This is a genomic window from Gardnerella sp. DNF00983, assembly GCF_049244265.1.
GTDB classification, from domain to species: Bacteria; Actinomycetota; Actinomycetes; order Actinomycetales; family Bifidobacteriaceae; genus Bifidobacterium; species Bifidobacterium vaginale_J.
Genome location: NZ_CP058392.1, coordinates 1,428,208 through 1,443,298 on the forward strand (window position 1 = coordinate 1,428,208; position 15,091 = coordinate 1,443,298).

Annotated in this window: 13 protein-coding genes; 1 reads left to right on the top strand and 12 read right to left on the bottom strand. The window is 41.5% G+C overall.

The genetic code is table 11. The features are described 5' to 3' along the window. Positions 1-12: 12 nt before the first annotated feature. The 3 genes from HXT34_RS05610 to HXT34_RS05620 are packed head-to-tail and all read right to left on the bottom strand — an operon-like array spanning position 13 to position 3,936. Positions 13-1,038 (bottom strand): tetratricopeptide repeat protein, encoded by a 1,026-nt coding sequence (locus HXT34_RS05610; RefSeq protein ID WP_421784776.1) that lies wholly within the window; start codon positions 1,036-1,038, stop codon positions 13-15. Between the two features lie 41 nt (positions 1,039-1,079). Next, on the bottom strand, positions 1,080-2,144 hold the full coding sequence (locus HXT34_RS05615; protein WP_419398835.1) for a hypothetical protein: 1,065 nt from the start codon (positions 2,142-2,144) through the stop codon (positions 1,080-1,082). Further along, positions 2,137-3,936: a hypothetical protein gene (locus tag HXT34_RS05620; RefSeq protein ID WP_421784778.1), complete on the bottom strand. Its 1,800-nt coding sequence runs from the start codon at positions 3,934-3,936 to the stop codon at positions 2,137-2,139. The genes HXT34_RS05615 and HXT34_RS05620 overlap by 8 nt, the downstream gene beginning before the upstream one ends. Before the next feature lie 79 nt (positions 3,937-4,015). Between HXT34_RS05620 and HXT34_RS05625 the strand changes: the two genes are divergently transcribed. Continuing rightward, on the top strand, positions 4,016-5,008 hold the full coding sequence (locus HXT34_RS05625) for an FKBP-type peptidyl-prolyl cis-trans isomerase (RefSeq protein WP_421784780.1): 993 nt from the start codon (positions 4,016-4,018) through the stop codon (positions 5,006-5,008). Positions 5,009-5,120: 112 nt separating this feature from the next. Here the strand turns inward: HXT34_RS05625 and nucS are convergent, their stop codons facing one another. The 9 genes from nucS to recR form a co-directional block, all read right to left on the bottom strand. Next, a complete protein-coding gene (nucS, locus tag HXT34_RS05630) occupies positions 5,121-5,828 on the bottom strand; it encodes an endonuclease NucS (RefSeq protein WP_415683203.1) in 708 nt (235 codons plus the stop codon). Positions 5,829-5,864: 36 nt separating this feature from the next. Then, positions 5,865-7,298, bottom strand: a complete 1,434-nt coding sequence (locus HXT34_RS05635; protein WP_415689405.1) for an amino acid permease — start codon at positions 7,296-7,298, stop codon at positions 5,865-5,867. Positions 7,299-7,537: 239 nt separating this feature from the next. Beyond that, on the bottom strand, positions 7,538-10,219 hold the full coding sequence (locus tag HXT34_RS05640; RefSeq protein ID WP_415687393.1) for an ABC transporter permease: 2,682 nt from the start codon (positions 10,217-10,219) through the stop codon (positions 7,538-7,540). Positions 10,220-10,304: 85 nt separating this feature from the next. Next, positions 10,305-11,006 carry an ABC transporter ATP-binding protein gene (locus tag HXT34_RS05645; RefSeq protein WP_116431974.1) on the bottom strand — a complete coding sequence of 234 codons (702 nt, stop codon included), beginning with the start codon at positions 11,004-11,006 and terminating at the stop codon, positions 10,305-10,307. Between the two features lie 108 nt (positions 11,007-11,114). Further along, entirely contained in the window at positions 11,115-11,735 is a 621-nt protein-coding gene (locus tag HXT34_RS05650) for a DUF5701 family protein (protein WP_004574183.1), read from the bottom strand. A gap of 52 nt (positions 11,736-11,787) precedes the next feature. Further along, a complete protein-coding gene (locus HXT34_RS05655; RefSeq protein WP_421784784.1) occupies positions 11,788-12,855 on the bottom strand; it encodes an aspartate-semialdehyde dehydrogenase in 1,068 nt (355 codons plus the stop codon). A 101-nt stretch (positions 12,856-12,956) separates the two neighbouring features. Further along, the gene (locus tag HXT34_RS05660; RefSeq protein WP_004105778.1) at positions 12,957-13,526 is read right to left on the bottom strand and encodes an ACT domain-containing protein; all 570 of its coding nucleotides are present in this window, start codon (positions 13,524-13,526) and stop codon (positions 12,957-12,959) included. A 63-nt stretch (positions 13,527-13,589) separates the two neighbouring features. Next, the gene (locus tag HXT34_RS05665; protein WP_288230963.1) at positions 13,590-14,354 is read right to left on the bottom strand and encodes an aspartate kinase; all 765 of its coding nucleotides are present in this window, start codon (positions 14,352-14,354) and stop codon (positions 13,590-13,592) included. A 128-nt stretch (positions 14,355-14,482) separates the two neighbouring features. Further along, a complete protein-coding gene (gene recR, locus HXT34_RS05670; RefSeq protein WP_391496164.1) occupies positions 14,483-15,091 on the bottom strand; it encodes a recombination mediator RecR in 609 nt (202 codons plus the stop codon).

The following is a 15,091-nucleotide window of genomic DNA, read 5'->3' on the forward strand; positions in this document are numbered from 1 at the left end:
ATCGCACAATAATCAATAAAGAAGAATTGCAAGACGGCGACGAGCGCGAGCAAGACGCTCATCATCTGCAGGAAGCATTGCAAAATACTCAAGCATACGAGAACGAATAGCATCCGCATCGCTCTTATGACCAGCTGCAAGGAAGTCAAGCAGTCTCCCGAAAGCGTCATCAATATGACCGTCAATCATATCTACATCTGCTACTGCAAGCTGCGAATCTAAATCATCCTGATTATCGCCAGCAGCCTTTCTAACAGCAGCAACATCAGTATTAGTATTACGCGAAAGCAGCAAAGCCTTTGCATGCTCACGCGACGCAATCACATCATGAGGATCTGCTTCCATTACTTTTGCATACTCGCGTGCAGCACCTTCATAATCACCCTTCATAGCAAGCGAATGAGCTTGCTCATGAGCAGGCGGAACACTCTCAACAGAATTATTCTCGGAACTATCTTGATCTGCGTCTTTAGATGCTTCAGACTTTTCCTCAACTGATGCCTCCACAAAAGGAGCAGTTCCAGCAACGCCCGAGCGTTCAGCAACCTGAACCAATTGCGGCAAAATAGTGCTACAAATCTGCTGTAATTCCTCGTCGCTAGGTAAACCTTGCACAATAGGCATAGGACGTCCGCCAATTAAACCGTAAATTGCAGGAAGCTGCTGCGCTTGCAAAGCTTGAGCAATACTTGGGCTTTCATCAGAGTCGATACGAGCTAACTGCATACGACCGTCAAGCGCGTTAACAGCATCCGCTAATTTCTGCGCCACATCATAATAGGCTTCGTCATTAGCTTGCCAAAACAAAATAACAATTGGGAAACTTACGGACGTTTGCACCATCGCCTGAAACGACTGCTCATTAACATCGATTACATAGCCGCCAGCTTTTGGAGCAGAAGAACCAGTAGAGCCCGATGCAGCTTTAGCAGCTTGCTTAGCTTGAGCTTCTACGCGACGCTTTACGCCTTCTAAATCTACAGCCCCAGCAAGCGAAAATCCGCCAGGATTCATGCCTTGCGCTTTGCTACTCACCATTTTTCCTCTTTTCCAAGCACACTAAATTGTACTTACAAAATTTATAAAGCTTCTACTTTAATAGGCTGACGCTCAGCGCCAACAGGAATAATCTTCATATGAGAACTAGCTGGAGGAACTACTAGAGCAATAACATTTACGTAAGTTACTCGCATAGTACCTTTTGCTTTACCGTCGCCAAATAATGCTTTTTCTTCATCAGAAGCAGGACGAGATTCACGCCCTTCGCCAGCTTTACGAGTCCACACAGAATCTATGCGAGCAACAACCAAATCGCTTCCATCGCTTGAACGCATAATGCTTATCTGTTTGAGATTTGGCGTAAAGACTTGTTCTTGGGAGCCTTTATTTCGCTCCATTCCAGCTTGCACTGCTTTAGAAAGTTCAACTAACTTTTTACGCAAATAATCGTCAGCAAAATGCTTTGCATACTTACTATTTTCACCATTTTGTAAAACGTCAGCATACGCAGCTACTGCTTCATCTGGAGTCATCACCAAACCAGTATCGTTAGATTTACCCATTGAAGAACCAATACTTGGCACAGCAAATTTAGGAAGATGCACTCCAGGGAATAAGCGAGCGACAGCCCAAAGTTTGTAATTCGAACGCGCTCTCTGTTGACGTAAAACTAGCAGACGTTTTGACTGCTGATCTTTAGTAGTAGTTGTAATAGTCATTAAATCTCTTGGCCAACCAGAATTAGTTGGCACAATGGTTTGTGCAGCTTCACGCGGAATAGTGGTCTTAGGATCTAAGTTCCCAGTTTTCTTTGCAATAGTGAGCTCGCTCGTGCGAATGTCAAGAGCAGGTCCAGAAACTGCTTTAGATAATGAATCCACATCTTTTTCGTCGTTTGCTTTTTCTAGCTCACGAAGCAAACCTAAGCGGATATCTTTTTCTTGAAGCATAGTCAAATTAGGTAACTCTTGACTACTGCGCGCTTCAGCAGGTTTCGGCACCTGCCCATCGCAAGCAGATAATCCAGTTACCATAACCGTTGATACAACACATGCTATTAATGTGACTATATTGTTGCGCAATACGCCTCTATTTTTACTTTTTACGCGGTGAATATCGACATTAGTATTACGCATTTTACTCATTTCCTCGCTCACTTGAAGAATTACCGCGGTAGCCTTTCACATTTTTTCTGTAGCGACCGTTACCGCCGTCTCCTCTAAACCCATTTCGTTTTATGCGAGACTGCTTATCGTTGCTATTTTTAGACGAATTTTGACGTTTATCCGATTCTGAGTTGCGATAGTTTTCGCGATCATTAGGCTTTTTCTTAGTAGATTCATGCGAAATCTTGCTACTAATATCTGAAGGCTTAGCCGTTTCCAAACGTTTCTTTGCAAACTTTTCAGAATTATTAGCATTGTTTCTATCATTCTGACGGTTACGTCTCTTGTTATTCTGCTGAGCATACTTATTTTGCTGCTGACGCTTATCCTTATGTTCGTTCAGATTATCGCTATATGACGCTTTTGCATAAGATTTTTTCTTATTTCGCGGAGTCTTAATATTTTGAGAATTTCGCTTATATTGCTTATTCTCTGGATTTTCTGATTCTGTTGGATTTTCAGAATATTTCGCATTTTCTGCATCTTCCGCGTTTGCAGAATCTTCCGCGTTTCCTGAATCATCCTGATTTTGTAAATCATTAAACTCATCATCAGAATTATCTAAGTTATCTAAATAAGAATTATCGTCATGTTGCTGCATAAAGCGCGCAGCAAACGCAAGCATTTCATCTTGCGCAATAACGGTAGTTTCAGCCAAAGAATCAGTAGATGCAACTGCTGTAGAAGCAGACGCAACACGAGTTATTTGCATACCATTTGAGTCGTCACTTTGCATTGAATCTTTACGACGACGTGCATGAGTCCCGTGCCTTGCGTGGCTTCCAGAATCCTTCTTACGACGTTTGTGGCCGAAAATACCAGACATAGTTCCAGAAATTGCTTCAGCAAAGGTAACTTCGTCACGCTGCGCAGACTTTACTGTCAACGCTCCTGAACGGCTAGCTATTAATTGCTTATTACGACGACGATGCGGAGCCATTGCAAAAATAGTTGCAGAAAGTATAGCTAATACTGCAAAAAGCGCTCCTACAAAATATAACGGCGTTGCAAAATCTGGAATTTGATTACGACGCCACCGAAATTCTACGGAAGCTTCTGGTACATTATCTCCTAAATCAATTAACAAAACACGTCTAGCTGCTTGCGAGCGCAGTGAAGAAGAAGACGCATCATGACTATTTGACTTACTAGAGTGAGTGCCCGATTTAGGCATTGTGCCGCTTGCAACAGCATGATCATACGACGCAGAACCAGAAGATTGAACATAATCTGCAGTATTTATTGCCAATTTCGCTAAACCAAGCTGGCACGTAACTATAGGCCACAAATTAGATTCTTGGAACTTTACGTCAGGATCTTTAATGTCAACAGAGCCTTCCGCTTGCATAGAGGTTTTACCAGACATTTCAGAAACTGAAAGATTATTCCAATCGCGCAAACCAGTAATTCTTTGTACTGGAGAACCTGCCACCCAGCCTCTTACGTCTTTTGTTAAACCTACTGCAACACAAATAGGCTTACGCGTATGCAAAGCCGCAACGCTAATACGAACCCTGTTATCTACAAGATTCAAAACACCAGGATCAGTGACAATATAACGAGTTCCAGATACTTTAGTGTACGCAATAACCACGTTACTAGGCTTCCAAAATGTTGCGTTAGCAACACCGAGAACAACACTTAATACTGCAAGCAAAGCAAAAAATGGAGCTACACCGCCACGCATGATTTTACTGCGCAAAGTGAGCCGTCGCATTGGTCGTCGCATTGGTCGTCCTTCTGTATCAGAAGCATCTTCTATATTTGTCATAACGATACTATTCTACAATCTTTTAATATTACTTGCATGTTTTGATGTAAAAATCAGCGTCAGGCGGTAATGTGAGGCTATGAAAAAAATCAAAACCTTAGGACAAAAATCTCTTTTACTTCGCACTTTCGCAACTATTAGCGCACTAGCAATGTGCGTAGTGCTCGCTTCCTGCGCAGAGAGTTCCAACAACAACAAAAACAATTTAATTGATGAGAACGCTCAAAAAGCTGGAATGCAGTTGATGGAAGGCATAAGCGCATCTGGAGAGCTTGGGAAAAAGCCTAAAATAACGCTGAAAACGCCTGTAAAAGTAAATCAAAATACTTACGCCGTTTTGCAGCGAGGCAACGGAGAAGCAATTGAAGAAGGCGATCGTGTATGCTCTCAGGGCATTGTGTTCGACTCCAAAACCGGCAAAGAGCTTATGAATACTTGGGAAAAAGGCAAAGTTGATTGCTCAATTTACATTAGTAAAAATTCTACAAGCCGCCCATATTACGCTTTGATTAAAGGCAAGAAAATTAATTCTACTATTGCTTTGGGCGTAAGCGGAGGAGCCAAAAATCCTTCATATATTATGGTTCTTACAATGGTTTCGCGATCAAAGGCTATAACTAGAGCAACAGGCAAAGCTGTTACGGACATCCCTGCAAATTTGCCGAAAGTAACTCTTGATAAATCTGGAGCCCCAAGCTTAGATAAAAATAACTACGTGCCAGACGGAAAGCTTGTTTCTCAAACTTTGATTGAAGGAACTGGAAAAGAAGTAACTGCAAAAGACACAGTTTCCGCTCATTACACTGGTTGGACTACCGATAAAGACGGCAAACTGCATCAGTTTGATTCTTCTTGGCTTCGCGGCATACCTGCAGACTTCCAACTTGCTGGAGGAGTAATCCCTGGTTGGACTAAAGGCTTAACTGGAAAGAAAGTCGGTTCCCAAGTTCTTTTGGTAATTCCACCAGAAGATGGCTACGGTAAAGAAGAAAAGAAGGATGCGCGCGGAAACGTAACTATTCCTGCAAACGCAACACTTTACTTTGTAGTCGATATTCTCTATGCTTCGTGAGATTTGTAAATTTTGCAAACTGTTGCAAAATTAACTAGCGATTCATAAATAACAAACCCCTCCTTCCCGAGGGGTTTTTACATATTTAAAACACATATTTTAGAACACATATTTAGAACAGACGAAGATCGTTGGACTCAACTCCACGCATTTCATCGTAATCCAATATTAAGCAAGTAAAGCCACGATCCTCAGCCAAAACGCGAGCTTGCGGACTAATAGTTTGCGCTGCAAAAATACCTCTAACCGGCTTAAGTAACGGATCTCTATTCAGCAACTCACAATAACGCGTAAGTTGCTCAACACCGTCAATACCACCATGTCGCTTAATCTCAATAGCAACATGTACACCATCCGCATCTTGAGCCATAATATCCACTGGTCCGATAGGCGTAGGATACTCGCGGCGCACCAACGTAGCACCATCGCCAATTCGCTCAATCTGCTCAGCCAAGTAGCGTTGCAAATGATCCTCAACACCATCTTTAACCAAGCCAGGGTCCTCACCCAAATCGTAAGTATTATCGCTATAAACATGCTCGAGCGAAATCATAAGCAAATCATCGCTTTTAGCGGCAGCAACGCGCAAAATACAGCCATCTACAACAATGCCAGCATCAGATTCATCGCTATCTTCTTTACGCAGAACACGCATAGTACAAGGAGCTACCATCCAATTAAGTGGTTTATACGCACCAAGCTCAGAAAAAATAAGTACGCTGCCATCTGCTTTAATAAGCAACACTCGCTTAGCTAAAGGAAGCGTGGCATTTAATCTACCTGTATATTCTGCACTGCAATCTGCAACAATAATTCGCACACAGCAAGCATAACAGAAATCAAGTAAAGAAGTACTCTACTTCCCCAATGCTTCAGCTAAATCGCGATTCTGCCAATGCTGATGCAAAGCGCAGTATCCGCCGAACAATACAAGCCACACTAGTCCGCCAATTGCAGAAGCTCGCGTATCGTCACTAATAAACAAAGTCACATACACAAAAACAAAGAACGCTATAGTAATAGAATTCAAAAGCTTATAATGCGGCATAACGAAGCCGTCTGGCATAAAATCAGCGGATTCACGATACTTTCGATGCGTAACCATAATCAAAATGTAAATCATGATTATCACTGCAGAAGAAGCAGAAGCAAACAAAATAAACGCACCATGAATGCCAGGAATCGAATTAATAATTGGCGAAAGAAGAATTAAAGCAGACGAGAACAAAATCGCGCGAGCAGGAACTTTCGTGCGCGAAACCTTACGCAACTTACCCAAAAGAGGCGAAGGCGACTCAAGAGCAATCTGATACATGTGGCGACCTGCAGAATACAGCAAAGAATTAAGCGCAGAAGATGCAGCCGTAATAACCACAAAGAACACAAGCGCAGAAGCCCAATGCAATCCAGCATATTGGAACACCATAATGAACGGTGACATAAATACGCCTTCTGCATTCGTAGCCTTAAACTGCTGCCATGGCACAATAAGCATAATCGCTATAAGAGCACCAACATAGAAAACAAGAACGCGCACAATAATCTCGTTAACAGCCTTTGGCAAAACCTGACGAGGATTCTTAGTTTCCGAAACAGTCACACCAACAAACTCAATAAGCTGATACGCGTAAAACACCATTTGGAAGCTCATTAAGAAAGAAAGCCAGCCGTTTGGCATAAGCGAGAAATTGTTGAAAATATTATCTAATCCAGCGTGACCAGCAGGACTTATTACGCCACCATGCAAAGGAGTTGCAGAGTAATGATAACCAATTAAAGCCATAACTACGGCTGTAACAATAAGAGCAACAATTAGCGTGATTTTAATCATTGAGAACCAAAACTCAGTTTCCCCAAATAGCTTTACAGCCACCAAATTTATGCACACTAAAGCCGCTAAAAATACTACTTCTATCAGCCATTTCCAATGACTTACGTCAATATCGAAAGTTTGGAAGAATGTGACGCAATACGTACTAACTGCTGTAATTTCGCTCATACCAATAAGTACAAGCACAAACCAATACGACCATCCGGCAAAATTACCCCAACCTCTGCCAAGATAACGTGTAATAAAACTAATAAAAGTATGCTGGTTCGGATCCTTATACATAAGTTCGCCAATGCCACGCATCAGCAAGAACATAATCAAGCCCACAATAATGTAAACGAATACGATACTAGGACCTGTTAAGCTAATAGATTTTCCGGAACCAAGGAACAAACCTGTGCCAATAGTGCCGCCGATAGCAATAAATTGCACGTGACGCTTGGTAAGACTACGCTCCATTTGGTTTGTATTGCTACTTGCATCTTCTTGCGCAGATACGCGAGAAGATTGGTTTGAAGATTGATTATGAGAAGATGTGCTATTGTGCGTCTCTGCAGATTCTGTTTGTTTAGAATCTACATTAATGTCACTATTCACAGTCTCACTCATTATTACAACTCCGTTCTTTAGTAGCCACGAATCTCTAATTTTATAGGGAACCCTTAACTATTCATTTACGCATTCCACAATTCGCACAACTATTCCACACTTTTAAGCGAGCTTACTGGATCTATGCGATCCAAAGCTGGGTTGGTAGCCCATTGCACAATTAACGCAAAAATTAGCGTCGCAACGCCAGAAATGCAATAGCTTAAAGGAGCTACTTCAACTTCAAAATACAACGATGGCATACGAAGCGCGCTAGTCAACAATCCTGCAATAAGCCTTCCTAATGGCAATCCAACAGCAATACCGATAACAGTTAAAGTAAGCATTTCTTTATGCACATAGGAATGAACTTCTCTACGATAAAAACCGAGAACTTTCAGCGTAGCCATTTCGCGAGTACGTTCCGAAATATTAGTACTTGCAAGAGTAAAAAGCACAGCCAAAGCTAAGCCGGCAGCCAAAGTTACGATTAAAGCAACAACAGCATTCATAAGATCAAAACTAAAAGCATGCTTCATACGCGTAATATTCATAACAGCAAGCACACCGTCACGTTCAGAAACATTGTCTGCATATTTAATTTTATTATTATCGCTACCGCGCAAACGCAAAATTAACGCATTATGTTTCAAAAGCTTACTGTTTTCACCATTAAACAAACGATCGTAGCAACGTTCAGTCATGTAAATATTAGAACCAATAAGATTACGAACAATAGCTTTAACTTTAACCTTCGCACGCTTAAAACTAGTATTCGTCACATTAATTTCGCTACCACGAGTAATGTCCAGAGATGCAGCAGCGCTTTGAGAAAGCAACGGACCTTCATCCGTAAGTTTAATAGTTTGCAGATTATTGTTCACATCCTGCAAATTTACAAGATGAGACAAAGTTTTCGTGTCTTTTACAACAACCAACTGAACGCTTTCTGAATCCTCAACATGACGACTATTCGACTTATTTGATTGATTTTTAGCTATTTCTCCAGAGCCCACATAAGCCGGAAGAATAGTTTCTACTTTATTATTTGACTTGTCTTGCTCAACGCTTTTCTTCATATTTTGAAAAGATCCTGGAGCTGAGATAGAAATCATATCGTATCGATAAATTCCCTCGTATTGGCGAATACCCAGGGTAGCAACAGTATCGTTCAAAGCAAGACCGCAAACAATAAGCGCTGTGCAACCGGCAACTCCACCGATAGTCATGCACAATCTGCCTTTGAATCGCGCCAAATTGCGAACAGTAACCTTATTTAAGAAACTCATTCGCTTCCAAATCCAAGGCAACCTTTCAAGAAGAACGCGAGAACCAGCTTTTGGAGCTTTTGGCCTTAACAAAGCTGCAGGAACTTGTTTTGTTTCTCGCCAACTAACAACTATTGTGCATATTGCAACAGGAATCACAAATGCTAGCACACACAAAGAGCCATATAGCCAGTCATACTTCAAACTAACGTCTGGAACAGCGTATAAACCACGCAAGATTTTTAGTAAAAGTGAAGGGATTGCAAGAAAACCCATAATATCGCCAATTCCGCCGCCAACAAAGCACGCGAATATTGCGAAGAAAGCATGTCTTGTTACTGCAGTAGAACGACCGTATCCCAAACTTAAGTAAGTTCCAATAAGCCCTCGCTCTTCTTCAACCATACGAGCCATAGCAGTTAAACTCATCATCATTGCTACAACAAGAAATACTGCCGGGAAAGCGTATCCAAGTGACTGTATTGAAGCAACGTCAGAACGCAAACTAGCATAACTGTCGTTAGCTATGCGAGTAGATATATGCCATTGAGCTTGAGGAATACGTTTTTGAATCTCTGACTTAATTTGTTTACGAATTTGCTCCTTTGCTTGCTCTTTAACAAAATTTGGAGCGCGCTGAAGCCTGGGATCGTTTGCAATAATATTTTTTAATTCTAAATTAACTTGTTTGTCGATAATTTGATTACGTCGAGCTTTTTCGCGTTTAGATTGCACGCGTTCTTGAATCTGTTCAGACGCATCGTCGACGATGCCACGATAATCTTTAGAAAAAACATTGACATGTTGAGCATCATTCAAACGCACCGATATTGCCGTATACGGCAAGCTAGTCACGTTATCAGGAGCAGCAGAAGTAAATATTGGATATCTAGACGTCACAGAGTTGCGAAATGCTTTAGATTGATAGCCATCAGGATTGTTTAAATCGTTGCTATCTAGCACGCTACCAGTTATGCGCAAACGATAAGTTTTAGACTTTGAATTGGAAGAATCACGACTTCCAACGCCCGCATTTTGCCGCATATTGACTACTATCACATTGCCAATGCTCAAGCCACTATCGTGTAAAAATCGCTGAGTTACAACAGCTTCACTATTATTTTTAGGCATGTTGCCCTTAAGCAAATGCAAACGATTAAGATTTTTTTGCGATTCTACATAATGCACGAAATTCATTGCGTATGAAGACTTTGTATCATCTGTTGCGTGCGCTGTTGCTTTCCAAGAACGCTCTGCTTCAACTTCACTCACACTTGGCAACGCGCGTAATGCTGCAACATCGTCTTTAGTTAAACCAAGAGTAGATACGATTTGCAAATCATAAGCATGCAACTTCGCATACATATCGTTAGTAGCAAGAAACATGTCGTTGCATCCTGCATAAATACCAGTCATAACAGCAACGCCAAGCATTGCAATAACCGCAAGAACGCAAAAGCGGCGCCATTCGCGAACCCACATTCTAATTGCGCTAATAAATACTATTGGCAGCAATGAATGCATGCGCTTACCTTCACTGCCATTATTGGCATTTTTATTATCAGATTGCTTTGAAACTGCTGCTACTTTCCGCATAACAACCACCTAATCACCACTCAATATCGGCTATAGCCATAGGATGTTCTTGCACAGTTTCGTCTACAACTTTTCCAGAACGGAAACGAACAACTTTGTGAGCCATAGGAGCAATTGCAGCATTATGAGTAATAATCAGCACTGTCATGCCTTCAGTTCGGCAAATGTCTTGCAATAATTGCAATACTGCCTTACCTGTTTCATAATCCAAAGCACCAGTAGGCTCGTCACATAGCAATAATTTAGGTTTTTTAGCAAGAGCGCGCGCAATAGATACGCGTTGCTGCTCACCGCCAGAAAGTTGAGCTGGGAAATTATGTAGCCTTTCTTTCAAGCCAACATCAATAAGCGTTTGAGCAGGGTCAAAATGATCTGCACAAATTTGCGAAGCTAACTCTACGTTTTCAAGAGCAGTTAAATTTGGAACTAAATTATAAAATTGAAAAACAAAACCAATGTCTTCTCTGCGGTAGCGAACCAAATTACGACCTTTTAGCTTAGTAACATCGCAATCACCAACAACAACACGACCGCTTGTTGCAGTATCCATACCGCCCAAAATATTTAATGCTGTAGTTTTTCCCGCGCCAGATGCACCTAAAATTACTGTAAGCTCGCCACTTTGCGCAGTAAAACTGGCATCGTCCAAAGCTCGCACAGCACTAGAACCTGATGGGTATTCTTTCACTACATGATCAAAAGTTATATATGCCACAACGCACCTTCACAATATGAGAAACTATAAAATTCAACTTCTATTTATTTGTATTATCTACCGTTATATTTCGTACTATTTTACTAAATGAGCGCAAAATTCGCTAACTTACTTCAGCGACGACACTCCACATCTTTCCATACAATATGCATTACCAAGCCAAGTATGACGAGAATTTGGCCAAACAGCACCTAAGCGAGGAGCACATTGACTCATCCATATACTTGGCACACGCCCATCTGCGCTTTGCGAACCAAGCAAATTAAATCCATTCTTGCTTTCAAGCCAATCTGGATGTTGTGTTGCAATAGCAAGCCCTTCTTCCAGCGTAAGAGGCAAACGCTCATCAGAATCAATAAGTTTACGAGCAACATCAGGCTCTCGATTCAAATACGATGAGCCAGTATGCGGATCGACAACTATATAGAACGGGCCTTCAGGAAACTCATACCCGTCTTTAGGAAGAAAACTTATGATATCTCGCGGAGGCATAGTGGTGAATCCAGCCATGCGATTAATACTAGTACGAGAAATCAACGATTCAGGCGAAACTAATTCACGCGTAGGAACCAATAAAATATTCGCACCTAAACTACTATTTTCAAGCGCACACAATATAGGATTTGCCAACTTACGAAAAGCATCGGCACTCATATCAGCCACATCTGGATACCCAAGTGCCACTATACGATCGAGTTGCTGCTGTATTTCTTCAGACGCTATTGACATAATTCCAGTTTACGCAAAATCTTACATAATCGCGAGCGCAATATAACCATAATTAGTTTAGAAAATTACGCTTTTTAGCAATAATTTCAGCTAATTGCACAGCATTTAATGCAGCACCTTTTCGCAAATTATCGTTAGTGATAAAAAGTGCCAATCCCTTATTTCCATCGACTGCTTGGTCTTGCCTGATTCTTCCAACATAACTTGCAGATTTTCCGGATGCTAGCTGAGGAGTAGGAATATCGTTAAGCTCGACTCCATGAGCCTTGCTCAATACTTCGCGAGCCATGTCTGGAGTTACATCGTGCTCAAACTCAGCGTTTACGCTCATGCCGTGACCAGTGAAAACACCTACGCGCACACAAGTGCATGAGGCTGCAAGATTTGGCAAATGCAAAATCTTACGACTTTCATTGCGCAATTTTTGTTCTTCGTCAGTTTCTTCAGATCCGTCATCAACTATTGAACCGATAAAAGGCACTACATTAAAAGCAATAGTACGAGCAACTTTTGTAGGTTCAGGGAAATCTATTGCACTACCGTCGAAAACGAGTTTATCTGCTCCTTGGTTTAATGCAGCTTGAGCCTCATTCATGAGTTGCAAAGCACCGGCTCGACCGGCACCAGAAACAGCTTGATAAGACGAAACAATTAAACGTTTTAATCCAAAAGCATCAGCAAGCGGCTTTAATACAGGCATGCAAGCCATAGTTGTGCAATTTGGATTTGCTACTATTCCTCTTGGAATAGTATCTAAATCTTCAGGGTTTACTTCCGCAACCACCAAAGGCACGTCGTTATGCATACGCCATTGCGAAGAATTATCTACTACAATTGCGCCGGCTTCAGCGAATTTCGGAGCCCAAATTTTTGAAGTTCCGCCGCCTGCAGAAAAAATAGCTATGTCAATTCCATGCAAATCTGCTTTTTCTACATCTTCTACGACTACGTCTTTGCCACGATATTGCAAAACTGTGCCAGCAGAATGAGCGGAAGCCATAAAACGTAAATCTTTTATTGGGAAATCGCGCTCGTTAAGCACTCGACGCATTACCATACCAACTTGGCCAGTTGCGCCAAGTACTGCCACGTTCACGCCTTTTTCGTTGATAATTGTCATCGAGACTCCCTTAAAAGTAAGTACGTATAATTTCTACAGTTTTTACAATTCTACAATTCAAATAATTTAGTTAATTTATTAATTTAATAATTTAAATTGCTTCAGCGCCCGCTTCCGCCGTACACTACTGCTTCAACTTGGCTTGCATCCAAACCGTAAGCAGTATGCAAAGCGCGAACAGCTTCATCAATTTGTTCAACAGGAACCATGGCAGCAATACGAATTTCCGAAGTAGAAATCATCAAAGTATTTATACCATGCTCACTTAGCGCAGTGAAGAAGGTAGCAGCCAATCCTGAATGGGTTTTCATACCAACGCCAACAACAGCTACTTTTCCTACTACTGGAACAACATCCATAGAAGTAAATTTCAATTCATCATGCGCTTCTTCTAGAACTTTACGTACTGCTTCCATTGATGCTCCTGGAGCAGTAATAGAAATATCTGCTGTACCAGTAGAAGCACTTGCTTGCGCAATCATGTCAATATTTACATTTGCTTTTGCAAGAGTTGTAAATACTTTCGCAGCCATGCCAGGAATATCTGGAATACCGCGAACAGTAATCATTGCCTCACTGCGATCATGAGCAACGCCAGAAATAACAGGAGTTTCCGGACCTAAATCAGGAAATAAATCGCCCATAGTCGAAAGAATATCATGGTTTACCATTGTTACCGCCCTTAAGCTCGAAGATTATTTGACATTGTTTATTAATATTTAGTTTTGTATTTTCTAATTCAGATTAGGCAAATCGTTCGGATTAATATTATTTGGAACTATAAGCGTTCCGTTCCTATGCGAGAATGAACTTCTAACATGAAGAGGCATACCAAAACGCTGAGCGTACTCAACACAACGCAACGCAAGCACGCGCGAACCGCAAGATGACATTTCAAGCATTGAATCATAATCGATTACAGGAATACGTTTTGCAGTTGGCACAATACGTGGGTCCGCAGTAAATACTCCATCTACATCCGTGTAAATCTCACATACATCAGCACCTAAAGCAACCGCAAGCGCTACAGCGGAAGTATCCGAACCGCCTCTACCGAGAGTTGTGTCATCTCCAACTTCATTAATTCCTTGGAACCCGGCAACAATTGCAACACTGCCTTTGCTAAGAGCTCTTCTGACACGATCAGGCTTAACCGCACGAATATGCGCAGCTCCAAACTGAGTATCTGTCATAAATCCAGCTTGAGAACCAGTAAAAGAATAAGCATGAGATCCTTGGGCATGAATAGCCATTGCAAGCAAACTCATAGAAATTCGTTCGCCTGCTGTCATAAGCATATCCATTTCGCGAGCAGGAGGATGAGTATTTACACTCATTGCTTGATCAATTAAATCGTCAGTTGTATCGCCCATTGCTGAAACTACAACAGCAACATCATTTCCTGCTGCTTTTGTAGAAAGAATGCGTTTGGCAACACGTTGTATGGAATCTGTATCTGCTACAGAAGAACCACCGTATTTCTGTACGATAAGTGCCAATTTTTACCCCTCGCTCATGTCAAATTGATAAACGCACAGGATATGCCAAATAATGGCTTCAATATCAGACTACCAACTATGCCCTATTTATTGATAATGACATGCGCGCACAAAAACAATATTCAAAATTACACAGATTGACGACCAGAAAATGCACGACCTAAAGTGATCTCATCCGCATACTCTAAATCTCCACCAACAGGCAATCCACTTGCCAAGCGAGTAACTTTAATTCCTAGAGGATCGAGCAATCGAGCCAAATACGTAACAGTCGCTTCGCCTTCTATATCAGGATCAAGAGCAAGAATAATTTCTTGAACTTTTTCATCTTTAAGACGCTCAAGTAATTGCGTAATTGCTAAGTCTCCCGGCCCAACATTTGCCATTGGGTTAATTGCACCACCAAGAACATGATAAACACCTGAATACTCATGAGTTCGCTCAATACTCATAATGTCTTTAGGTTCTTCAACTACGCAAATTTTGCTATGGTCACGTCGAGGATCTGCGCATACTATGCAAGGGCTCTGCTCACATACGTTTCCGCATACATCGCAAAAACGCACACTTTCTTTCATGTTATTAATTGCGTCTATTAGCTCTTGTACATCTTTATCCGAGGAAGAAAGTAGGTAAAACGCAATACGCTGAGCGCCTTTAGGTCCAATCCCTGGAAGCTTTGAAAATGCTTCAATTAAGCGACCAATTGCTCCGTCATATGACGATGAATTATGCAC